This is a genomic window from Nostoc sp. (assembly GCF_036917375.1).
GTDB lineage: Bacteria > Cyanobacteriota > Cyanobacteriia > Cyanobacteriales > Nostocaceae > Nostoc.
Window position 1 is genome coordinate 1 of record NZ_JBALDN010000042.1, and the last position, 22,254, is coordinate 22,254.

The window sequence follows — 22,254 nt, forward strand, 5'->3', positions numbered from 1 at the left end:
TCGATTTGGAATGGACGACTCATAACAAAATTACTAAATGCACCCATCTATAAGTTTGACGTAGTTTGGCGCATCTTCATACAGAATTGGTATAAGCGCTAGTTAAAAAGCAGGAATTTTCTAGGCGAGTTTTAATTTCGCATTTCTTACCTCTAACAAATATGGGTTTAGAAGTGCTTATGCTCCTCTAAACCCATGTATTTAAGACCCTTCCTACTAAAACTTAGCTGTGCGGTTTAAGTTTAGGAAAGATTTTTTTTGTTTTTCTTCTGGAGTCCGAAAACACCCAAGCCTAATAATCCTAATGCTGCGGTTGTGCTAGGTTCAGGTACTTTTTTCGGTTGAGGTGCAGGGGGTTGATAGTAAGGCGGTACTGAGGGTGCTGGTGCTGGCGCGGGTGCTGGTGCAGGTGCTGGTGCAGGTGCTGGTGCTGGTGCTGGTGCAGGTGCTGGTGCAGGTGCAGGTGCTGGTGCAGGTGCAGGTGCTGGTGCAGGTGCAGGTGCTGGCGCTGGTGCAGGTGCAGGTGCAGGCGCAGGTGCAGGCGCAGGTGCTGGCGCTGGTGCAGGTGCAGGTGCAGGCGCAGGTGCGGGCGCTGGTGCTGGCGCAGGTGCTGGCGCTGGCGCAGGTGCTGGCGCTGGTGCAGGTGCAGGTGCAGGCGCAGGTGCTGGCGCTGGTGCAGGTGCAGGTGCAGGCGCAGGTGCGGGCGCAGGTGCAGGCGCAGGTGCTGGCGCTGGCGCAGGTGCTGGCGCTGGCGCAGGTGCTGGCGCTAGCGCAGGTGCTGGCGCTGGCGCAGGTGCGGGCGCTGGCGCAGATGCTGGCGCTGGCGCAGGTGCGGGCGCTGGCGCAGGTGCTGGCGCTGGCGCAGGTGCGGGCGCTGGCGCAGGTGCGGGCGCAGGTGCTGGCGCTGGCGCAGGTGCGGGCGCTGGCGCAGGTGCGGGCGCAGGTGCTGTGGCAGGTTTTATACTAGTTTCGCTTAGTGATGTACCGTACTGAAAACGGATGTTGCCAATCTTAGTGATGTCAAAGTCGGAGGTTAGCCCTGATAGTAGGAAAGTAGCTGAACTTTGAACAAAAGTCCCCGAACTCACAGCTGGATTTGCATCATTAGCGTAACCACTAATGATGCCGTAATTAAATTGCTGTCCACCACCACCTTGGAAAATGCCTAAGCCAGCAGTACCCAGACCGTAGTGTTGGTCAATGCCAGGAAGTCCTCCAGTATTACTAGTATTTGGCAATTTCCATTCATTTAGAGCTAGAAGATCAACATTCTTTGTAGTGGTAGAGCCTGCGCTTGAGGTCACTGTCGGAGCTAAAGCCGAAACCAGCGATAAGTTATTTAGGGGAGAACCAGCATAGTCCCAGAAGACTGATGTCAGAACATCAGAAGGGTTTGAGATTCCTACAGAAGATTTGTTAGTCAGGGTCAGTGACAATAAACCATTGTCTAGGAAATTAAAGAGGACTGACGCTGCCAGAGGATCATTAGATTTGTCGTAGGTATTGGTTCCTGTAGCTGAAAAACTTATAGACCCTAAACTCTTGGGTGCTGGTGCTGGCGCAGGTGCTGGTGCTGGTGCTGGTGCAGGCGCAGGTGCTGGTGCTGGTGCAGGCGCAGGTGCTGGTGCAGGTGCCGGTGCAGGCGCAGGTGCAGGCGCAGGTGCTGGCGCAGGTGCAGGTGCTGGCGCAGGTGCTGGTGCCGGTGCTGGTGCTGGTGCTGGCGCAGGTGCTGGTGCTGGCGCAGGTGCTGGTGCTGGTGCTGGTGTATTTTTATTGCCGTTGCCGTTGCCATTGCCGTTACCGTTACCGGCATGTGCTTGAGGTATTTGTGACCCTAAAGCTAAGGTGAATGATAGTAGACCACAACTTATATAACCTATTATTTTTTTTGAATATGCTTGAGACATGTAAATCAAACCTCTTTGTCTTAAACAAGATATGGAAAAGCTTCCTAATAATGATGTTTATATGAGCATCATTGACATCATTTGCTGATCTAAATTGACACAAAAAAAAGAGATATAGTACTGTTTTATTTAAGCTTTATCAAAAATTTAATAGAGTATAAATAAATGACATTAACGCGATCAAATTACGATAATTAAGTGTTTATACTATGAAAATGATTTTTATTTAATTACGTAATATCTCTAGTTTTAATTAGTTAGCTAAATCTTTATTTTAAACTTATAAATAAATTGCTTAAGTAATATTGACAGACTATTTATAATGCAATGAAATATATTACTCAGAAAGTCTATTGGCTATGAGTTTGCAATAAATTAGGTAAGGCGATCGCCTTACCTAAAGTTAAATATTCATGGTGGTAGTATACAGTAATTATACTGAATTTACTTATCGACGTACCCAGCCATTGATAGTAAATCGACTATCTCCAAAAGCTTGAGAGGGACAATTCACAGGCAGTACTTCGTGCATATAACGGCTAAGGAAAAATACAATGCTGTTGTTGCGAGGTTCGACGGTTTTGAATGTCTCAGCATTGACATATACGTTATTTTCAATTTTGCTGTCATATATCAACAACTCACCACCAGAAAATGATTTTGGTTCTTGATAAAAATAATAAACGTATGTTAATTCTCTAGTAGCAGTATCTGGACTGCCATTATCATTATGAAGTTTGTAATAGTTACCATCATTATGTGCAGTGAGTTGACTTTCAATTTGTGATATAGGAAATAATGGTAAGTTTAATTTGCTCATGATATCAGGAATCATTGCTTGAATTCTCTGTAATATTAGTTCAGAAAATTCAGGGAATGAGTAGATAACCATTGATTGGCGATAGTTAATATCCTTTGTAGAAGTATTGCTTGGCAAGAATTCCGACTCTTTATCTAGGACGTATTTGAGTAAGTGTTTGTGTTCTTCTGGTTGAAGAAAATTATCTATTTGTATATAATCAGAATCCAAAATATAATCATTTTGCAATTGTATTTTCTCTGATTGATGTACAAAGATTGGGGGTTCTGTAACCACCCCTATAAGATGTTCGCCAGGAAAACACAAAACCGAGCGACCTTCATTGATGGGAATTTGGAATAAATTCTGTAACTCAGATTCTTGTTTGTAAGCACGAGCCACAACTGTTGTTAAAAGGCTATGCAGTAAAGGTGCATCCGATTTTAAATAAACAGTATATTGATGTCCTCCAGTTAAAAGAAGCTGTACTTTGACATCTTTCGACTCAAATGGCTGTGAAGCTAATTGCATATACCTTTCTTTATATAATGTTGATAAATGAGATAACTCTAAAAGTCATGCTGAAAGGTTAATAGAGTACTTACAGCAGATTTAAAGTTGTGAGATACACAAGCTAAATCTGTTACCCAGAAATAAATCATGTTTTACTGCTAAATTCTAAATTCTGCTGTATAAAATTAATTAAGAACAAGTTCAATGCTTAAATCTTTATACGTAATTGAATTTATTTAGTGAATAAATTCAATTACTGTATCAGCTAGAAACAGAAAAATACCATTAATCAATTGTTCTAGCATGTCTTTTATAAAATTGTCATTCAGCAAATTCCACATAAACCGATAAAGCTTTAATAAAGTAGAAATATCTATTATTTTCAATAGAAAATGCCATAGTTACTATTAACTACGGCATTTTCAACTAGAAAATTAAAAATTTATTTCAGTATTTACTGAGAATCAACGGCGTATTCAATCAGCTTGGCAAGGCGCTGACGTAGGGTTTCTAATCCCAAACGCTGACTCGCAGAAATAAATACCGCAAGGGGGAATTCTTCTCTAGCTAGAGCTAATGTCTCACTATTGGCTTGATCGATCTTGTTAAAAATCACTAGCGCTGGGCCAGGAGTTATTGGCATTTGTGCCAAAATTTCTCTGACTGAGCGAATATGACGCAACCAAGCAGGGTGAGACAAATCCACCAAGTGTAGTAGGGCATCGGCTTCTGTGACTTCCTCCAAGGTGGCGCGGAAAGCATCCATTAACGATGCAGGCAGTTCGTGTATAAACCCTACTGTATCTGTAATCAGAATTTCCTGATGTTCATTGGTTTCGCCATAAGGAATCGCCAGACGGCGCGTGGTGGGATCGAGAGTGGCAAATAACTGGTCGGCTGTATAAACTTCTGCATTCGTGAGAGCATTCAGCAAAGTAGATTTACCAGCGTTGGTATATCCAACTAAAGCGACTGAAGGAACTTCTCGATGCTGCCGTCGCTGCCGTAACCGCGAACGATGGGCCTGCAACTGAGTTACTTCTTTTTGTAGTCTGGATATGCGCTGCCCAATGGCACGGCGTTCAGTTTCCAGTTTGGTTTCACCAGGGCCACGAGTCCCAATACCACCACCCAATCGGGACATGGTGCGACCTCTACCAGCTAATCGCGGTTGCATGTATTCTAACTGTGCTAGTTCTACTTGCAATTTTCCAGCGCGGGATTGAGCGCGTTGGGCAAAGATATCCAAAATTACTTCCGTGCGATCAACTACCCGGATACCAATCTGCATTTCTAAGTTGCGGACTTGGGAGGGTGAGAGGTCACGGTCGAAGACAACGAGGTTGACTCCTAGTGTTTGGGCAGTTAGGGCAATTTCTTGCACCTTACCTTCACCAACTACGGTTTGGGGATGAACGCGCGATCGCTTCTGCTGTATTGTCTGTAATACATCTCCCCCAGCTGTATCAACTAAACGTGCCAATTCCACTAGGGTGTCTTGGAATTGTAGGGGAGTCATCTCACTGGTCATCAGCCCCACAATCAGCACGCGATCGTGGTCAGCATCTACTTCCTGGGCGATAAATTCGCGCTGGAATTCCGCTTCCAGATTTTCTACCAAGTCTACTAAATCCTGGTCTGCCAGATCATCCAAATCCAAAGGTGGCGATATATTCCAACTTGGGGATTGGATTTGTTTAGAGTGAGCGAAGCCGAATTGGCTTTCCTCTACTTTGACAGCAGCAGGACTAGGAATCAGGGTGCGAGAGTCTTGGGGTGTGAGATGAGCTAAATAAGCTTCTTTGACATACCCAGTCGCACCGCCTCCGCGCCGTGTAAATCCGGTTCCGGTAATATTGAGGACAACTAGGGCATCTAAGCGTTGTAGTGCCATCGCCGTGAGCGCCGCTTCATTGGGCGGTTCTGGCTTGAGATGGGTGGCAATACAACGAATACCACTGAGTCGTTCTGCACCGTAACGGGGCAATTCCATCGGTGGTATTTGCGTTTGACGCGGTGTGCCTACCCCGACGCGAATCACTTGTCCGCGACGGTTGATGTAAGCGCACACAGGCTGATTCACTTCTGTGCTAATTGCTGCCAGACGCTGGGAAAACTCAGGCGTGGTGATGCGATCGCCTGGTATGCGCTGGTGGTACAGCCGCTGTAGTTGCTTTAGCTGGCTGGACTTCAGACCTTGGAGATTTCCAAAAATAGTTTCTATAGGCGTTTATGACCAGTAAAATGGCCCCCCGAATCCTTATATGTCTATTTTACAACAGGGTTTAGGCTCCTATCTCTCTCCTTTGAGGGATGCGTTAGGAATTTGTTCACGGTGGGTATTTATTTGAGGCTATTTTGATGGTTTTTAGTTGAGTGAAATAGTGACCTAACCCCCAACCCCTTCCCTACAAGGGAAGGGGAGTAAGATTCAAAGCCTCTCTCCTAAAAGGAGAGAGGTTTTGAGAGAGGTCACAGTGTATTTGCAAAGTTTCAAGCATTCGCTAAATCAGATATAAGTTCTTCTTCAGTTAAATCAATCATCGCTACACCATAACGGTGTAAATTAAGTAAAAAAGTTACCCTATCTATACCTGCTAACTGTGCAGCTAAACCAGAATAAATGCGTTTCATTTCAAATAGTTTAACTGCCATCGCCATTTTTGCTTCTTGTTCAAACTGTTCTCGCGTTTGCTGTAAGGCATCTGGTAAAGTTTCTGAATAGTCAATTTTAAGTTGTGACATGATTTTTATCAGGATGTTCCCTTTTAATTTTCAGTCGTCATAAAGTCCTTCGTCTTCTGGTGCGTAGCCGTTCAAAAAAGCGTCATAATTGCGGTTGCTTTCGGGTTCTTCTACATGAATTATGTTGTCATTCTCAGTTTCCCAATCTTCACCACCTAAAACTGAGAATTCTGTTAATTCAGGGTCATTTAAAAAATCTTTGGCTGTGGCGGCGATCAAAGGTTCTAGTATTTTGTGACGTTCTGCCAAAGATAGGCTAGCAATTTCTTTGAGAGATAGCTGTTTTTGCTCTTGGGCGTTTTCTGACATTTGATTTATGTTCTTGAAGATGGGTTAACTTTATATTTAGTAATGTATCGTATCGCTTTTAATTTCAGTTAGTATTTTTAGTGGAAGTGTGAAGGCGATCGCTAAATTAATCGCTACATTATTTTAGTATTTATAAGGGTTATTGAATCAAGGCTTGAAAGCGTTCATTTTCCCTAATACTATCAAAGTCTGAGTCAGATTTTACCCATTCACAACATTTTTCATGACTTAGATTAATTGCTTTTTGTAGGTTTTCTAGTGCCTTTTCAATATTACCTTGGAGAGCATAACAACAAGCTTTGTTGTACCAAGCTAGGTGGTAATCTGGTTTAAACTTCAGTGCTTGCTCGTAAGATGCGATCGTTTCTTCAAAGCGCCCTAATTCATCTAGCGCATAACCCCGATTGTTCCAAGCTTGGTGATCATCAGGTTTAAATTTCAGTGCTTGGTCGTAGGATGCGATCGCTTCTTCATTGCGTCCTAAATTGCCTAGTGCATCGCCCCGATTGTACCAAGCTTGGTGGTAATCTGGTTTAAGTTTCAGTGCTTGGTCGTATGATATGACCGCTTCTTCAAAGCGTCCTAATTCATCTAGTGCAATGCTCCGATTGTACCAAGCTAAGTGGTAATCTGGCTTAAATTTCAGTGCTTGTTCGTAGGATATAATCGCTTCTTCAAAGCGTCCTAATTCATCTAGCGCAATGCCCCGATTGTACCAAGCTTGGTGGTCATCAGGTTTAAATTTCAGTGCTTGGTCATAGGATGCGATCGCTCCTTCATATTCATTAGCAGTAGATAATAAATTTCCCAGTTTAAATAGTAAACTTGGCTTCTGATTCTCTAGCTGATGTTTTTCGGACAGCAAGTCTTGAATTCCTATAACTTTTTCAATTTTTTGTTCAGGAGTGAGTTTTAAATATTCTTCATAGTTTCCTTCCAACAACAAGCGATTTGATTCTTCTTCTACTACTTCTGGCGTTGTGGGTAATTCAAACACCCCAGAACGCCAATCAAAAAAATCTGGGGCGCGGTGAATAAAATAGTTGATTGAAAATGAACGCAAAAGAAAAACAAAGCTAATGGGAAAATCATCTCTAAAGCGTTCTCGCTGTTGGTTTAAGTGATTTAAAATATGCGGAACACTGGTTAAATTGCTAAACTGCCCTTCGGTAATTTCCCCAAAACTTCTTTTTTCATATTTATATAAAGAATACTCCAGACCTTTAATCAATAAAATATCAACTTGCTTGTCTTTAACAAACTCTGCCACTGGCTGATATAAATTATCAATCGCCTCAACAAAGCGCAAAACTGTAATCTTTTTCTGGGGAATCTCCTGGGGAAGTTTGACAATAAACTTGTCTGCTTCCATAGGTGTACATTGCACAAAAAACAAACCAAATCCTGATTTACGCTTCAGTGCGCGAAGTAAGTCTTGATAAGCTTCTTCTGGTTCTGGGGGTAAATCATCATCCCAATCACTTAAATTTGGGTTCATGAAAGTTTCGCTACAGCTTCTTTAAATTCTGGAATTCCTTGAATCAATGGATGAATATCATACCAACGCTGCATCTCTCCATCATCATCCAAATAGCGGTATTCTAAAAGACAACGGTTATACATCAAACTCCGATACAAGTCATCATTAATAATGCGTTTAGAACAAGACACTTCTGCTAACAGACACCATTGATGATTTTCCACAGCGCGGCGATAAGTATCTCTAGCTTGAGTAATTGCTCGTCGCACTGCCTTTTCTGAAACAGGTAACTCTTCAGTGCGTCCAAAGGCATCTTGAGTTAACAATAGCAAATTCCTCACATGACCTCCACTCATTAAACAAAGTCTGTCTAAGGTTTGGGGACTGTCGAAAATTTCTGTTTCTAGTGATAGTTCGGGTGCAATTTGCCGGACTCGCTTGTTAATTACTTCTTTAACTTTCTTAAGTCCTGGCTGGTAAACTTCGCCTTTGAGAGTGTTGACCATAATCATCGGCAAAATTTGGGGGTCGCCGTAGATATCTCTGAGGTCTGTTGCCCTTGTAGAATAGACCATTGAAATGGGGACAGTGTAAATCAAATGGCAATCTAAAGCTTGGAGTTGTTCGCTGCGGTCTAAAAAGACTTCCTCATAATTGGTGCGTTCTCCGTCTTTGACTAATACCATCCGGTCTAAATTATCGACAATTACCGCCAGTTGAGTTTTACCCGTAGGTAAGTTCTTTTTTGCATCCGCTAGAAACTCATTCAACACCTGAATTAAAGTGACAGTGTAAGGATCAATTTTTTGGCGAATCTTCTGGCGCAATTCAGGAACAGCTCTTAAATTTGCGGTCAACTTGGCAAACTGAGCAAGTTTGGCTTCTACTCCCAGACTCTCAAACTCTATGGGAGTCTGCGCCAAATCTTTTAAATCTTCCCAACGGCTTTTTAACCAGTTGAGTATAGGATCAGGACTGGCAATTTCTTTTAAATCTTTGAGCAAACGGCGGGTACAGGCGAGAAGAATATCTGTATATTGGGCATCTTCAGAATCGATATCCTCTTCATCAGCCGCAAAATAGACAACATAAAATTTCCGATTTTCTAAATACTTCTTTAATCTGAGTAATTCTGTAGACTTCCCCGCACCCCGATGACCAGAATACAATTGGCAAGTATTTGTATTTGCCAATTGCATCCGATTTCCCAACTCTTGCAAAATATCGGCATCTCCTCGCACATCCTGACAATCTACATATTTTGGATCGCCTGCGGGTAAAGGTTCAAAGGGGTTAAACGCGTTGTAGAGGTTTGCAAGTAAGTCAGTACTATTAACCATAGGTAAAAAATATAGCAATGATGCTCATAATAATCGAGATCATACAGAATTGAGGTAGATGAATCCAGTTCAAACACTCGTCAACGGAGTTCAAAGGTGGATTCATCCAGTTCAAAGACTCGTCAACGGAGTTCAGAGGTGGATTAATCCAGTTCAAATACTCATTAACGGAGTTCAGAGGTGGGTTAATCCAGTTCAAATACTCATTAACGGAGTTCAGAGGTGGATTAATCCAGTTCAAATACTCATTAACGGAGTTCAGAGGCGGATTAATCCAGTTCAAATACTCGTTAACGGAGTTCAGAGGTGGATTAATCCAGCCAGTTCAAATACTCGTCAGCAAAAAAACTACTACGAGATGGGAAATCTATACTTCCCTGTTCTTACAAAAGAGAAACTGGGGTTAGAGTCTTGCGCCAGCGCTTCACTGCTGTTTGCAACTCCCCCGACAACCAACTATCAAATTGCGGATAAACTGGCAAACGGGGCATCAATTCCCACCCCGCAGGCTGTAAAATTTCTCTCAATGTTTGCTCCTGAACATGAGGATAATCGGGATTCACTTCATCTTTTGGCCCAATTCCACCCAAATCTCGCGCACCAGCTTCGATACAAGCGAGTAACCATCGGTCATCTTTAACTAAATTCGGCGGAATTTGAATAGTAATATCTGGCGGTAAAATCTGACGTGCTTTAGCAATTACTTCTGGTAACTGATGAGGGTTAAAAGGTGGTGCATCAAAGGTTTGCTGATATCCTGGACTATGAGGTTGCAGGATAACTTCTTGAATATGGTGATAACGTTGATGCAATTGAGATATAGCTGTTAATGTTTCCCACGAATCATCTACAGTTTCCCCAATTCCCAACAGTAACCCAGTTGTAAAAGGAATCTGCAACTCTCCCGCCCATTGCAATTGCTGTAAACGAACTTCTGGTAATTTACTCGGTGCGTGCCGATGTACACTATTTAACAATGTTGGCGTTAACTGTTCCAACATCAGCCCCATCGAAATATTCACACGCTTGAGCTTTTGCATTTCTTCAAAACTCAGTGGCCCCGCGTTTGTATGAGGTAAAAACCCCATTGAAAGCGCTAATTCACACAAATCATAAATCCGCCCAAACCACGCCTGACGCTTTGGCGAATGGGGATGTACTTCACCGCTAAGTATGAGAATTTCACAGACTTTTTCGTTTTGAAGTGGTTTTAAAATACTGTCTGCATCTGAAAGACTCATCCAGGGACTTTTACCCGGTTCGCTGCGAAAGTTGCAGTAACTACAGCGATTAAAGCACTCGTAAGTGGGAACGATGGTATAAGCAGGGCTATAAGTGACAAGACGAGAATTATTAATTGACATAAGCAGAATAAATTTGCTCTTAGTAAGCAGCCCCAGACTTATTTTAAGGGCTGGAGACGCTGACTACAAACCTTTAATTATTCACGCCCACTTACTTATTAGATAAACAAAAACTATTTTGCTTTGTAAATTTCTGGTAACTGCCACCAAGGAATATGGGGATACTCGTGGTGTTCTTCGTGGTAGCCGAAATGATAGCACGTAATAAATGACCACCAAATTGGACGGTTAATCGTTTGGGCACAATGAGGCTGAATATAGCCTCCGATTGGTTCACTATGTGGGAGGAAAGTACCAAAATAAAATAATTGTAATGAACTTAGAAGTGAAGGAAATACCCAAAAATAGTTTAGATTATCACTCGGTATATGAAGTATATATTTTGCAAAGTTATAAATAATTGTTAGAGCAATTATTTGTCCCCAACTCCAGTAACCTTTCATAAAATGTAAATACCAAGCAAAGAAGTTTTTGTATTTACCATTATGAAAATCTGGGTCTATTTGAGTTGCTGGATTATGGTGGTGTAGCCAATGCTTTTTCAATAATTTTTTATATGGTAAAAGACCATAAAGAGATAGGGTTAATGTTCCAATCAAATGATTAATTTTGCTGTTTTGGGGAAAGACTACCCCATGCATAGCATCATGAGATGTAATAAATAATCCTGTATATAAAAATGTTTGCCAAGCTATGCTAGGCAATAGCATCCAAAGTTTTAACTTGGAGATGTCAAGGGGAAGTAATAAACTCAAGCTAATAACCCATGCACTCACAATGACAATAGCGATGAAAAGTCCTTTAAACTGAGATTTACTTTTTACTGCTGGAGTCAATTTTGTCTGATGACTGGGTGGTTGTTCTAATTGAATCACGCTTTTACTCCGCCTAGTATTCAAGTGAAAATTCCTAAAATATAATCACCACAAAAATCACTAACCACCAGACAGAAAGCTCTATTAGTGGTCAGCGTTTTACCTTGGATAGTGCCAACACTTTAAGATATTTAGAAATATTAAGATACTTGAACTATTATTACACATACAACCGCCATACCAACAACTGTTTTTGGTATGGCGGTTGGATTATGTAAGTTATAGTACTGGTAGCTTTGGTGATTATAAAAACTAGTGTTTTTAATATGGGGCTTTCTAAACAGCCGAAGTCTGGGGAAAAATCGGTAACACAATTAGCGGCAAAAGTAGGGAATGAAGTGGAGTAATTCGTGCATGACGCTGTAGCCGTTGAGATCCCAAACTAATGTAGGCTAGAAAGCGATCGTTGCCAAGCGATCGCACCAAAGTTCAGACTAAAGATTAAACTTCAACTCTGAGGATGAGATTTTCAAGCTTTTCAGGAAACACTTTGAAATTAGCGAAATAGTATTTATATTGTTAAAAAATCTAATGTCAATTAGAAAATTTACTGATTTTTATTATCCAAACTAACAAAGATAAAATAATAAACATGGCTCCTAGTAAGCTCAAAATCTGGAGCCACTTACTACAAGAGAATGCTCATAATTACTCGCATTCTCGTTTAGTCACATAGTGGCGGTAGCGAAACATCGCTTCTAATTGCGCTTGCACTAGCCAACCACTGACAAATTCAACTCCTCCTCCACCAGGCATAGAGAAGGAAATAGCGTCAGTTAATCTGGTTTTGCCATTTTCTGATTCAAATTCATGTCGATGTACCCAAGATTCAAAGGGACCAGATATCTGTTCGTCAGTAAACAGGCGATATTTTTCACATTCAGTATGACGCGCTAGCCAAGTTAAGGGTAATGGGCCGAGAAACAAGCGAAATTCGGTGATAGCGCCCACGTTCAACCCTCCTTCACGACGAACCACTTGGACTGGCTGCCAAGGTGGATTCAACAGTTGCAAAATATCTGGCCTTTCGTGAAATTTCCAAACTACTTCTGGTGAGGCATTAATGATTGAGGAATGTTTAAAGTGCAGCATGGAAAGAAAAACCTAAAATTCAGCTTTCAGATTCAGTATCAATTTCGATATCTAGGGTATCTTCATCAACCCGCACATACAAAATATTTGGGTTACAACAAACTTGACAATCTTCAACGTAAGATTGCTGTCCTCCAGCACTCAAATCAATAAAAGTTAAGTTAGGTTCGCCGCAATAGGCGCAGTAATACTCAGCTGTGTTTTGCATCAAGTTTTCAGCTATGAATTCAATGGCTGTAGTTCTTTGGGGGATGGATTAATATAACTTTTAGCATCAGCCAAATGCTTTAGTAGTGTAGACTGTGGCAGAGGCCCTTGCAAGTGGCTCCAGGGTAATACTTGTTCTGTTGACCATTCGGCGTGGACGTAGAAATCTAAGTCGGGGATTTGTCCTTTGAGTTGCTTGAAAGCACGTTTGTAGCTACCCAAGGAATCGCCAAAGTCACGAGTAAGTTCAAGAAGTTGGGAGAGTCTGCGATCGCCTCTCGATAACAAAGCCTGTATAATCGACCAATTATAGCTTTCTGGGCGAAATTCTATCCCCTGCGGTTTTAGCTGTTTTTGCAAAAACTGCAACCGCTTTTCTGCTTGCCGATTCACACCAAACCATTGAAACGGCGTATGTGCTTTGGGTACAAAGGTGCTGCATCCGTATGTTAAGCGCAATCCTGGCGCAGCTTTTTTGATATTACGCATCATCATCACAGTTTGCTCTAAATCTTCTGCTTCTTCACCAGGAATTCCTGCCATTCCGTAGAGTTTCAAGCTTTTTAATCCGCCAGCTTTGGCATTTATGGCTGCTTGGATAATTTCATCGTTATGCAGCTTTTTGTTGACGATTTGGCGGATTTTCTCGGAACCACTTTCTACTGCAATGGTAAGCGATCGCGTGTCTCGTTTCGTCAAAGTTTCTGCTAACTGGACTGTAACAGTATTGGTTCGCACTGAGGCAATACTGAGACGGACATCATCATACTTTGGCTGACTAAGATAATCTAGCAAAGTCTCAAATTCTGGATGTTGAGTAACTGAAGCTCCTAATAATCCTAGTCGATTTGTGACTTCTAAACCTTTTGCGATCGCTGGAATTAATGAATCTTCCAGACTGGCTGTTCTAAAAGGTAGTGTGAGATAACTCGCCAAACAAAAGCGGCACATTTCTGGACAACTTCTCACCACTTCCACCATGTAGATATTTTCCCATGCTGCTTTTTCGGTGACTACAGTAGAAGCCGAGAGAGTATTTCCTCTGTAAGTCTGCTTTTGCACCACTGCGGGAATTTCGGGAGAAATTGGTTTAATTGACTTTACTTCGCCATCTCTTGTGTGATATTCCACCTCATACAAACTGGGTACATAAATTCCTGGTATTTGTGCAAGTCTTTTTAGTTGAGTTTGTCTTGAGGCATTTCTTACTTCTTTATAAGCCTCAATAAAATTCCCTAACAAGATTTCGCCATCTCCCAGCAAAATTACATCAAAAAAATCTGCAAAAGGTTCGGGGTTAGCAGTGAGAACGGGGCCACCACCAAAAATTATCGGATGAGAATCATCACGATAGGTTCCTCGAATGGGAATTTCTAAAGATTCCAGTAAATTTAAAATATTCACATAATCCAGTTCCCACGAAATAGAAAATCCCACAATTTCCGGTGTTCTGGGGAGTTGTTCGTGAGTATCGGTAAACAGGCGACTCACCTGCACATCATCACGCATTGCCAAGGTTGCCCAAACTACCTGATAGCCAAGGCTAGTGATACCTACGCTGTACTCGTTGGGAAAGGCGAAGATTATGGGGATAGCGTTGGTGTCTGGGGTAGTGGGTGTAAAGAGAAGGCGTTCAGAGTCAAATACAGATGATGTCACAGGTGTTTGTTAGAGGCAAGTTTATCTATATTTAATTTTAAGCCATAGAATAATTAAGTTAAAAATCAATGTTATGGCGTTAGCAAGAATAATTGGCAAGGATTGTAAATAAATTCCATAGATTAGCCACAAAAAAACACCACTTATGAATGTAATTAGCGTAACTAAAGAAACATCTTTTGCTGATTTCGTTTGCCAAGTTTTAAACATCTGTGGCAAAAAAGAGATTGTGGTTATTGTGGCGGCAGCTAATCCTATAATTGTCAGAAAATCCATGCGATGCAAACCTATAAAATAAAGTTTTCATTGGTTAAAAAACTTATAAACTGATTTTGATTATCCTGTATCAATGTCTTTTATTTTACATTTTAACGTGAGGAAAAAAGTATAAAAAAGAAAAAAGGAAAAGAGTTTGACTCTGTTCCCTTCTGCTTTAAGCTCTACGCTAATCATTAAAGGATATATAATTGACACTCGTAAAAGCGATTACTTAATTCTTCACGGAATAACTGCAATAGTAAGCTGTAAACTCTTCTGGTGATAATTTGGCAAATTGGTTTTGAATAAATCTAGTCATGTTGGTAGTTTGTAGATGCAACCAGTTTATTTACAATTGTCTGAGGATTTTTTGAGATAAGACTTAGCCCAAGCATATCGTTGTAAATCTTTTTTCAGTAAATATTCTGCTGCTTCATGTCGTTTATTCTCATTTTTTGTACTCCTGACTACTCGTTTTCTTTCGTCATCTATATCTTCAGGTTTAGCACCGCGTTTTATTGCTTGTTCATACCAATAATCTCCTTTTGGATAGTTACTTTTGTCATAACATATAGCACCAATTAAGGTATAAGGTTGATGACTATCAGGGTGATATCCCATAGCTTTTTTCGCGCAAATCTCTGCATCAGCTAGGTTATCCATATCTCTGAATCCTGCACCTCTAGTAACTGAAATTGCTGACTTTAGCTTGCTTTCTTTGATTTGGCTTAAGTCTAAGTTAGTAAGTTTTAATGCCTGTTCAGGTTCATCTGCTTTGCGCCAATAACTACTAGCGGTGGGAATATCCCATTTATTTCCGGTGCGGTGAAATTCCTGCTCATAAAACTCTGCTTCTAGCCTGTAATGTGCAAGAGCAATTTTCCCACCAGGAGATAATAGTTCTTCTTCTATAAGCTGCAAAACCAACTTAGGATCTAGCCGTTCTTTTTTGTCTAATTTGACCATGATCGCGTAAAATGGCTCTAGCACAAGTGAAAGATATATCAATCCATATTTTCTCTTGAGAATAGCGAAGTGCTTTTGTTGAGCGAGAATAATAATATCTTCACGTCTATTATTTTGTAGCCAATCAATTTCTGATTCATTAAGTAGTTCTCCCAAATCTATCTTAGATTTTAGGGTAGAGGCGTATTTTTCATTTGCGATTTCTATAATCTCAGTCAGCTTGCGTTTTTTGAGAAAGTTAATATCCTGTTCGCCTAACTGATTAGAAAACTCAAGCCTTTTGAGAATTTTATACAGGTGACTCTTGGGCGATGAATCCTGATATTCAGTTGCTTTATACTTAAGTCTCAAGGCAGCAAATTCTCGTGTTTGTTCCAACTCTTGAGCAATGGCAATTGTTTCGCTCAGTTCTTGCTGTGCCAACCAGTTAATCTCGGAATCACTCAAATTATTTTTGGCATCAATATTTTGCAGTATTGGATATAGTGGACTCGACAATGAGAAGTTTAGGTGTTTATTTGCCTGGTATTTATCTCGTAATTGAGCAAAGTGAGTTTCTTTTACTGACTCTTGTTGTTGAAAAATTTCTGCTGTTTCCAAGAGTTGGTTATTGAGCAGCCAATTATATTCAGAATCACTTAAACGTTCTGTAACCTCTAACTTTTTTAGTATTTGATACAGGAAACTATCAGGATATGAGTCTTGATATTGAGTAGCTTTGTATTTAAATTTAAGTTGAGTAAATCGATTTACCTCTTGAGCAATTTTATTCGTCTCATGTAAACCGTTAGCTGTAAGCCATTTAATATCTGAATCAGTGACTAAATTTCCTGATTCAAGTTTCAAAAGTATGAAATACAGATGACTAGATTGCCAAGAAACATCATGCTTTGTAGCTTTATACTTAGATTGTAATTTGGTGAATTCAAATTCTAGATTTCCAAATTCTTGGAATCTATGTTGCTGCTCTTGCTTGATAGCTTTTAAAGTCTCAACAAGCTCACACTCTTTCAACCAATTAAATTCTAAGTGACTGAGTTCAATTCCTAAGTCAACTTTTCGCAATATGAAATACAACAGACTAGTAGGTGATGAATCTTGATATTGAGTTACTTGGTATTTGGACTTTAAAGCAACAAAGTGTTCTAAGCGATTTTGAGACTTTTTATCCATATTGATAGTAGATGCGATCGCACGTAGTCAAATGTGTTATCCGCTACTATAGCAATACAGATAAAAAAGGGCGAGTCAGACACCCACCCCCGAAGCATAAATATTTTCTGAAAGTCTTATAATCCCTACAACACCTTACACTGTCCATGATGTCGTAACAAATGGTCACACAATACTAGCGCCACCATCGCCTCTACCATTGGAACTGCACGCGGTAGCACACAAGGATCGTGTCTTCCTTTCGCAGCTAATAGCGTTTCCTCACCTTCACGAGTTACTGTCTTTTGCTCTTTTCTAATTGTCGCCGTTGGCTTAAATGCAACTCGTAAAATGATATTTTCCCCGTTGGAAATTCCCCCCTGAATACCACCAGAACGGTTAGTTACAGTGCGAATTTCACCATTTTCATCAATATAATATTCGTCATTATGCTCAATTCCCGTTAACAGCGTTCCGCCAAAACCGGAACCGATTTCAAAGCCTTTGCTAGCAGGGAGAGACATCACACCCTTAGCGATATCAGCTTCCAATTTATCAAATACTGGTTCGCCCAAACCTTTTGGTACATTACGCGCCACACATTCTACGACACCACCGATAGAATCACCAAGTCTCCCAACTTGCTCAATTAATTCAATCATGCGATCGCTACATTCAGCATCGGGACAGCGAACGATGTTGCTTTCCACTTGTTCTAAGGTGACGGTATTTGGATCGACTACACCTTCCAAGTCTTTGATGCGCTTGACGTAAGCGATAACTTCAACATTGGCAACTTGACGAAGAATTTTTTTTGCGATCGCACCTGCTGCTACTCTGCCAATTGTCTCACGCGCTGACGACCTACCCCCGCCTTGCCAATTGCGAATGCCATATTTTGCATCGTAAGTTGCATCCGCGTGAGAAGGGCGATACTTCTCGGCCATCTCGTCGTAGTCTTGCGAACGAGCATCTTTGTTCCGTACCAAAATTCCTATAGGCGTTCCTAGTGTTTTGCCTTCAAATACACCTGATAAAATCTCGCAAGTATCTGCTTCTTTGCGAGGTGTTGTAATTTTACTTTGTCCTGGACGCCTTCTATCTAATTCCACTTGAATTTCTTCTGCCGAAATTTCTAGTTGTGGAGGGCAACCATCAATCACAACCCCCACACCGCCGCCGTGAGATTCACCAAAAGTAGTTATGCGAAATAGATGACCAAAAGTGTTGCCCATGATCTTAAAGAAAAAGGATGAGGCTTATGTATTTTAACTAGAGTTTGTGCAAAAGTTAATTTATATGCTTTGGCACTGGGAATGTTTGACGTATAAACTATCTTTTACCTATACAAATAAGAAAGCGCCCTCCGTTACCAGAGGGCGCTTTCTCATTTAGTTAAACTTCAGAATTAACCGTTGATAGCAGGAGCGGTTAAAGCAACAGGAGCAGAATCGCCAGCAGCCAAATCCAGAGGGAAGTTGTGAGCGTTACGCTCGTGCATTACTTCCATACCCAGGTTAGCGCGGTTGATTACATCCGCCCAAGTTGAAATCACACGACCTTCAGAGTCAATGATTGATTGGTTGAAGTTGAAACCGTTCAAGTTGAACGCCATTGTGCTGACACCCAAGGCGGTGAACCAGATGCCGATTACAGGCCATGCTGCGAGGAAGAAGTGCAGTGAACGGCTGTTGTTGAAAGAAGCGTATTGGAAGATTAGACGACCGAAGTAGCCGTGTGCTGCAACGATGTTGTAGGTTTCTTCTTCTTGACCGAACTTGTAACCGTAGTTTTGTGACTCGGTTTCAGTTGTTTCACGAACCAAGGAGGAAGTTACCAAAGAACCGTGCATTGCACTGAACAAACTTCCGCCGAATACACCAGCTACACCTAATTGGTGGAAGGGGTGCATCAAGATGTTGTGTTCTGCTTGGAACACGATCATGAAGTTGAAGGTTCCTGAGATACCTAAAGGCATACCATCAGAGAATGAACCTTGTCCGATGGGGTATACCAAGAATACTGCACTTGCTGCTGCAACTGGTGCTGAATATGCGATCGCAATCCAAGGACGCATTCCTAAGCGGTAGGATAGTTCCCATTCACGACCCATGTAGCAGAATACGCCAATCAGGAAGTGGAAAATTACTAATTGGTAAGGACCGCCGTTGTACAACCACTCGTCTAAGGATGCTGCTTCCCAAATTGGGTAGAAGTGCAAACCGATAGCGTTAGAGGAAGGAACAACTGCACCAGAGATGATGTTGTTTCCGTAAATCAAGGAACCTGCAACTGGTTCGCGGATACCATCGATGTCTACTGGAGGAGCAGCGATGAAGGCGATTACGAAGCAAGCGGTGGCGGCTAGCAAGGTGGGGATCATTACTACGCCGAACCAACCGATGTAGATCCGGTTATTGGTGCTGGTGATCCATTCGCAGAATCGATCCCATACATTGGCGCTTGAGCGCTGTTGTAAGGTTGTTGTCATTGTTTTATAAATGCGATTATTTGCAGATGAATTTAGGTAGGTTTGACTACCTGTTACACATCTTAAAGAATTTATTGCGTTTTGTAAAGTACTTTCAGAAAAAACTTTCTCTTGGGATTTACGCACCGACAGAAAATCCCCAAACCTTTGAAAAAGTGGGGACTTTGGGTGATATGACTTTGGATTTTAGACTTCAGCTATGCTTAGTCGAACGATTTTGGATTGTGAAAAATGCACTTTATTCTTCAATTCGTTGCTGGCTGCTTGGATATGGACTCTATACCCACTTCTTGTAAAGGTGGACGCACAGATAAATAAATCAATGGGCCAAATAGCGGTATCAACGCTATTAACCAAAACAACTGGGGATTTTTCCAACCGCGACGCGCCATATCATCCCCCAGCAATGTGGGAAATAATAGGCAGAGTAAACAAAAATCTAAACTCATCACATGGATGAAGCGGTTAGTTTGCCACTCTTGCACAAAATTGCTCCAATCTCCACCTCTTATGCCGTAGGTAACTAGAATAACCGTGGCTACTGTCAATACAAAACCAGTCACACGAGAATCTAGTAATTTGAGCAAGATATTCTTTTTACCGACAAACTGATTATTTGGTTCTCTAAAGGCTAAGTACGGTAACAAGGCAAAAGCACCAACTCCGAAAGAGACAGTCGCAAACAGCCAAGCAGGTATTTTTTGTCCTCTACCATCAATAAAGACTACTGCACTGTAAATAAGAGGCCAGATGCCCATGAGGTTGAATAGTGCTACGACTAACGGGTTAATGCCTTGCCACTGCCCAATAGAAAGGTTTTTAATTAATTCGAATGTACCAGGTTGCTCAGGAGGCGCGAGGAAAAAGGCATAGACAACAAATCCCAGCCACAGTAGACTAAAGGCAATTTTTCTAAGCATGAAAGATTTAAGTAGTATTAATTATCGATTTTGCCGTTACAAATCCGGCTATCAGCTTGCTATGGTATTGTTTGCTCGCCTAGAGGCGTAGCGGCTTGTTCCTAAAGATTAATCGCTAATTAAGGATTGAAATAACTGAAAGCTTCTGAGAGATAATCAGCAGCAGATGCTACTACTGCGATCGCACTTTCATAATCTAGGCGCGTTGGCCCCAAAACTCCCACACTTCCTACGGGTATCGAACCTCGGCGATAGTTAGAAGAAATCAAGGTGCAGGTGCGTATCGGTTCTAATGGATTTTCTGCGCCAATGCGAACCGTTACTTTTGGTTTTCCACCATCCTCTGGTTCTGGTTGTTCAAATATTAATCGCCACAGTTGATCTTGTTCTTCTTCCAGCAGGTGGATAATTGTTTGTACTTGCTGTAACTGGGAAAATTCTGGCTGGCGCAAAACTTCTGACACACCCCGAACCATAATTTGGGTTGCAGTCGGTGCAAGAGTGCGACGAGCCAATTCGGCAACTGAGTTTTTCAAAAATTCCCCGTAGCGTTGAAATTCTTGATCTAGTTCGCTCCAGTTGAGGTGGCCTAATTCCAACAGACTTCGCCCCCGCAAGTGACTATTCAAAAAGTTAGAAACAATCTGCAACTCCCGATCGATTACCTCTGAATCCCGTTGTGTTTCTTCTGGTGTTGGCGACAAATCCATCAATTTAGAATGTGTCTCATAACTATCAGTCACCACAATCAGCATGATCCGCCCAGCCTCAATTTGCACTAATTGCAGATGTCGCAATAGCGCTGTAGTCGTCTGCGGCATAGCGATCAAGCTAATGCAACCACTCAATGTTGCTAAAATCTGCGCGGCTCCTTGCAGTAGGGTTTCTAAACTTCGATCTTGCCACTGTAGCTGCTTTTGCAATGCCACCTCTACTTCTCGCCCTAAAGTTTCCGTTCGCGTAGCATCTCGCAGAGAAGGAATTAGCTGGTCAACATAAATGCGATAGCCTGAATCTGAAGGTACGCGTCCAGCAGAAGCGTGTGGTTGGTAGAGCAATCCAGACTTTTCTAAAACGCCCATCACATTGCGAATTGTCGCCGAGCTTACACCCAGATCGTACTCCTCAACCAAAGCCTTTGAACCAACTGGCTCTGCCGTAGCAATATAGTGACGTACCGTTGCCCAAAGTATATGCTGTTGTCGATTTGTTAACTGAACTTCCATTATGGTATGTTTTGCTGAAGGCAAATTTTAATCAAACTCTCAAGAAATTTTTGGATTTAATCGAAAACAGAGAATATTAATAATTTTTAAGGTATCAAATTATATAACTATATTATGATAAGTATTTTTAAAGTTTATGTACAAAGGATTTTTTAAGAGTAGGGTTAGAATAGTAGCTCAATTTTTTTGCAAAAGCTGCTAGTTATAATGTACCCTTGTGATGCTTTTTCCTAACAGGACTTTTGCATAAATTTCTGCTTGCAACAGTATTATTAGATACTTATTCTCTTCAGAGGCATACTACCGAACTATAATTTAGAGCAATCCAACATTTTTGTGCAGATGTACTTGATGCCCAAATTTCAGGCTCTCCGGCAAGCCTCTAAATTGATGTACTTATATCTTTAGCATAGCAAAAGTCAGATGGAAGAGTAAGTTCCATCTGAATGATCTATCCGAGCAGAAGCTAATACTGGGGAATTGAAGGGTCTACTAATTGGGAATAGGCATCAATACCACCCGAAATATTTTGCACATTTGTAAAACCTTGAGCAATCAACCACTGGCACATTTGGGCAGAGCGGATGCCGTGGTGGCATAACACTAAGGTTTCGGCTTCGGGATTGAAGAGGGTAGGTACTTGATCTCCCCATTCGGCAAATTGACTTAAAGGTAGGTTGACAAAGCCCTCAATGCTAGCAATTTCCAATTCTCCTGGTTCACGCACATCTACTAGCTGAATACTTACATCACTAGAAGAAAGACGTTGCGCCAGTTCTTCTACACTAATTTGGTTCATGGGTTGACTAAAAGAATTCCCGATAAACAGTCCTAATCCTATTTATGGTGACAGAAAATCTCTGCCTTTGCATGAGTATCCATTCTCAAGGGGGTTGATTAATTCTGCTAGGCTTTCTGCTTAAATGGCTGTAAACCGTCTTTTTTAATAGG

At 41.4% G+C, this 22,254-nt stretch carries 23 protein-coding genes and 2 pseudogenes; 3 read left to right on the forward strand and 22 right to left on the reverse strand.

The window, feature by feature from the left end:
* Positions 1-242: 242 nt before the first annotated feature.
* Positions 243-326 (reverse strand): annotated as a pseudogene (locus V7K45_RS32945) (PEP-CTERM sorting domain-containing protein); the annotation flags it as partial.
* Between the two features lie 53 nt (positions 327-379).
* Here V7K45_RS32945 and V7K45_RS32950 point away from each other — a divergent pair.
* Positions 380-967 carry a hypothetical protein gene (locus tag V7K45_RS32950; protein WP_442941980.1) on the forward strand — a complete coding sequence of 196 codons (588 nt, stop codon included), beginning with the start codon at positions 380-382 and terminating at the stop codon, positions 965-967.
* Between the two features lie 61 nt (positions 968-1,028).
* Here the strand turns inward: V7K45_RS32950 and V7K45_RS10440 are convergent.
* A pseudogene (locus V7K45_RS10440) lies at positions 1,029-1,529 on the reverse strand (XDD4 family exosortase-dependent surface protein); the annotation flags it as partial.
* On the opposite strand from V7K45_RS10440, the gene V7K45_RS10445 reads away from it, so the two are divergent.
* The gene (locus V7K45_RS10445) at positions 1,504-1,821 is read left to right on the forward strand and encodes a hypothetical protein (protein ID WP_335003373.1); all 318 of its coding nucleotides are present in this window, start codon (positions 1,504-1,506) and stop codon (positions 1,819-1,821) included. The pseudogene V7K45_RS10440 and the gene V7K45_RS10445 sit on opposite strands and share 26 nt — an antisense overlap.
* Positions 1,822-2,355: 534 nt before the next feature.
* Here the strand turns inward: V7K45_RS10445 and V7K45_RS10450 are convergent.
* Complete coding sequence (locus tag V7K45_RS10450; protein ID WP_335003037.1) at positions 2,356-3,237, reverse strand: 2OG-Fe(II) oxygenase; 882 nt, start codon at positions 3,235-3,237, stop codon at positions 2,356-2,358.
* Between the two features lie 436 nt (positions 3,238-3,673).
* Positions 3,674-5,302, reverse strand: a complete 1,629-nt coding sequence (gene hflX / locus V7K45_RS10455) for a GTPase HflX (RefSeq protein WP_335003039.1) — start codon at positions 5,300-5,302, stop codon at positions 3,674-3,676.
* Positions 5,303-5,306: 4 nt separating this feature from the next.
* On the opposite strand from hflX, the gene V7K45_RS10460 reads away from it, so the two are divergent.
* Positions 5,307-5,462 (forward strand): hypothetical protein, encoded by a 156-nt coding sequence (locus V7K45_RS10460; RefSeq protein ID WP_335003041.1) that lies wholly within the window; start codon positions 5,307-5,309, stop codon positions 5,460-5,462.
* A 250-nt stretch (positions 5,463-5,712) separates the two neighbouring features.
* Here the strand turns inward: V7K45_RS10460 and V7K45_RS10465 are convergent, their stop codons facing one another.
* The 18 genes from V7K45_RS10465 to V7K45_RS10550 all read right to left on the reverse strand — a co-directional run bounded on the left by V7K45_RS10465 (position 5,713) and on the right by V7K45_RS10550 (position 22,102).
* Positions 5,713-5,967: a UPF0175 family protein gene (locus V7K45_RS10465; protein WP_335003354.1), complete on the reverse strand. Its 255-nt coding sequence runs from the start codon at positions 5,965-5,967 to the stop codon at positions 5,713-5,715.
* Between the two features lie 27 nt (positions 5,968-5,994).
* Positions 5,995-6,273: a hypothetical protein gene (locus V7K45_RS10470; protein WP_335003043.1), complete on the reverse strand. Its 279-nt coding sequence runs from the start codon at positions 6,271-6,273 to the stop codon at positions 5,995-5,997.
* A 139-nt stretch (positions 6,274-6,412) separates the two neighbouring features.
* Positions 6,413-7,771, reverse strand: coding sequence for a tetratricopeptide repeat protein (locus V7K45_RS10475; RefSeq protein ID WP_335003045.1), 1,359 nt, complete (start codon positions 7,769-7,771; stop codon positions 6,413-6,415).
* Positions 7,768-9,093, reverse strand: a complete 1,326-nt coding sequence (locus V7K45_RS10480) for an ATP-binding protein (RefSeq protein WP_335003047.1) — start codon at positions 9,091-9,093, stop codon at positions 7,768-7,770. Before V7K45_RS10480 ends, V7K45_RS10475 begins: the two co-directional genes overlap by 4 nt.
* Entirely contained in the window at positions 9,086-9,376 is a 291-nt protein-coding gene (locus V7K45_RS10485) for a hypothetical protein (RefSeq protein WP_335003049.1), read from the reverse strand. Before V7K45_RS10485 ends, V7K45_RS10480 begins: the two co-directional genes overlap by 8 nt.
* Positions 9,377-9,476: 100 nt before the next feature.
* A complete protein-coding gene (gene cofG, locus V7K45_RS10490) occupies positions 9,477-10,457 on the reverse strand; it encodes a 7,8-didemethyl-8-hydroxy-5-deazariboflavin synthase subunit CofG (protein WP_335003051.1) in 981 nt (326 codons plus the stop codon).
* A gap of 113 nt (positions 10,458-10,570) precedes the next feature.
* The gene (gene crtW, locus V7K45_RS10495; RefSeq protein WP_335003053.1) at positions 10,571-11,332 is read right to left on the reverse strand and encodes a beta-carotene ketolase CrtW; all 762 of its coding nucleotides are present in this window, start codon (positions 11,330-11,332) and stop codon (positions 10,571-10,573) included.
* 276 nt (positions 11,333-11,608) lie between these two features.
* Entirely contained in the window at positions 11,609-11,758 is a 150-nt protein-coding gene (locus tag V7K45_RS10500; protein WP_335003055.1) for a hypothetical protein, read from the reverse strand.
* A gap of 222 nt (positions 11,759-11,980) precedes the next feature.
* Complete coding sequence (locus V7K45_RS10505; protein WP_334705326.1) at positions 11,981-12,424, reverse strand: SRPBCC family protein; 444 nt, start codon at positions 12,422-12,424, stop codon at positions 11,981-11,983.
* Between the two features lie 19 nt (positions 12,425-12,443).
* Positions 12,444-12,632, reverse strand: coding sequence for a CPXCG motif-containing cysteine-rich protein (locus tag V7K45_RS10510; protein ID WP_012411100.1), 189 nt, complete (start codon positions 12,630-12,632; stop codon positions 12,444-12,446).
* An 11-nt stretch (positions 12,633-12,643) separates the two neighbouring features.
* Positions 12,644-14,290: a B12-binding domain-containing radical SAM protein gene (locus V7K45_RS10515; RefSeq protein ID WP_335003058.1), complete on the reverse strand. Its 1,647-nt coding sequence runs from the start codon at positions 14,288-14,290 to the stop codon at positions 12,644-12,646.
* Between the two features lie 21 nt (positions 14,291-14,311).
* Positions 14,312-14,566 (reverse strand): SemiSWEET transporter, encoded by a 255-nt coding sequence (locus V7K45_RS10520; protein WP_322739705.1) that lies wholly within the window; start codon positions 14,564-14,566, stop codon positions 14,312-14,314.
* A gap of 327 nt (positions 14,567-14,893) precedes the next feature.
* Positions 14,894-16,687, reverse strand: coding sequence for a hypothetical protein (locus V7K45_RS10525; protein WP_335003062.1), 1,794 nt, complete (start codon positions 16,685-16,687; stop codon positions 14,894-14,896).
* Positions 16,688-16,812: 125 nt separating this feature from the next.
* Positions 16,813-17,901 (reverse strand): chorismate synthase, encoded by a 1,089-nt coding sequence (gene aroC / locus V7K45_RS10530; protein WP_335003064.1) that lies wholly within the window; start codon positions 17,899-17,901, stop codon positions 16,813-16,815.
* Positions 17,902-18,074: 173 nt separating this feature from the next.
* A complete protein-coding gene (gene psbA / locus V7K45_RS10535; protein WP_335003066.1) occupies positions 18,075-19,157 on the reverse strand; it encodes a photosystem II q(b) protein in 1,083 nt (360 codons plus the stop codon).
* A 245-nt stretch (positions 19,158-19,402) separates the two neighbouring features.
* On the reverse strand, positions 19,403-20,077 hold the full coding sequence (locus V7K45_RS10540) for a DUF2834 domain-containing protein (protein WP_335003068.1): 675 nt from the start codon (positions 20,075-20,077) through the stop codon (positions 19,403-19,405).
* Between the two features lie 119 nt (positions 20,078-20,196).
* On the reverse strand, positions 20,197-21,303 hold the full coding sequence (gene hrcA / locus V7K45_RS10545; RefSeq protein ID WP_335003070.1) for a heat-inducible transcriptional repressor HrcA: 1,107 nt from the start codon (positions 21,301-21,303) through the stop codon (positions 20,197-20,199).
* 466 nt (positions 21,304-21,769) lie between these two features.
* On the reverse strand, positions 21,770-22,102 hold the full coding sequence (locus V7K45_RS10550) for a rhodanese-like domain-containing protein (RefSeq protein ID WP_335003072.1): 333 nt from the start codon (positions 22,100-22,102) through the stop codon (positions 21,770-21,772).
* Positions 22,103-22,254: the final 152 nt, after the last annotated feature.

What these genes read in the sequence shown, in the direction of transcription:
- V7K45_RS10450 (WP_335003037.1), bottom strand. Translation starts at nt 3,237, where the DNA reads ATGCAATTAGCTTCACAGCCATTTGAGTCGAAAGATGTCAAAGTACAG.
- V7K45_RS10470 (WP_335003043.1), bottom strand. Translation starts at nt 6,273, where the DNA reads ATGTCAGAAAACGCCCAAGAGCAAAAACAGCTATCTCTCAAAGAAATT.
- V7K45_RS10475 (WP_335003045.1), bottom strand. Translation starts at nt 7,771, where the DNA reads ATGAACCCAAATTTAAGTGATTGGGATGATGATTTACCCCCAGAACCA.
- V7K45_RS10480 (WP_335003047.1), bottom strand. Translation starts at nt 9,093, where the DNA reads ATGGTTAATAGTACTGACTTACTTGCAAACCTCTACAACGCGTTTAAC.
- cofG (WP_335003051.1), bottom strand. Translation starts at nt 10,457, where the DNA reads ATGTCAATTAATAATTCTCGTCTTGTCACTTATAGCCCTGCTTATACC.
- V7K45_RS10505 (WP_334705326.1), bottom strand. Translation starts at nt 12,424, where the DNA reads ATGCTGCACTTTAAACATTCCTCAATCATTAATGCCTCACCAGAAGTA.
- V7K45_RS10510 (WP_012411100.1), bottom strand. Translation starts at nt 12,632, where the DNA reads ATGCAAAACACAGCTGAGTATTACTGCGCCTATTGCGGCGAACCTAAC.
- V7K45_RS10520 (WP_322739705.1), bottom strand. Translation starts at nt 14,566, where the DNA reads ATGGATTTTCTGACAATTATAGGATTAGCTGCCGCCACAATAACCACA.
- V7K45_RS10525 (WP_335003062.1), bottom strand. Translation starts at nt 16,687, where the DNA reads ATGGATAAAAAGTCTCAAAATCGCTTAGAACACTTTGTTGCTTTAAAG.
- aroC (WP_335003064.1), bottom strand. Translation starts at nt 17,901, where the DNA reads ATGGGCAACACTTTTGGTCATCTATTTCGCATAACTACTTTTGGTGAA.
- psbA (WP_335003066.1), bottom strand. Translation starts at nt 19,157, where the DNA reads ATGACAACAACCTTACAACAGCGCTCAAGCGCCAATGTATGGGATCGA.
- V7K45_RS10540 (WP_335003068.1), bottom strand. Translation starts at nt 20,077, where the DNA reads ATGCTTAGAAAAATTGCCTTTAGTCTACTGTGGCTGGGATTTGTTGTC.
- hrcA (WP_335003070.1), bottom strand. Translation starts at nt 21,303, where the DNA reads ATGGAAGTTCAGTTAACAAATCGACAACAGCATATACTTTGGGCAACG.
- V7K45_RS10550 (WP_335003072.1), bottom strand. Translation starts at nt 22,102, where the DNA reads ATGAACCAAATTAGTGTAGAAGAACTGGCGCAACGTCTTTCTTCTAGT.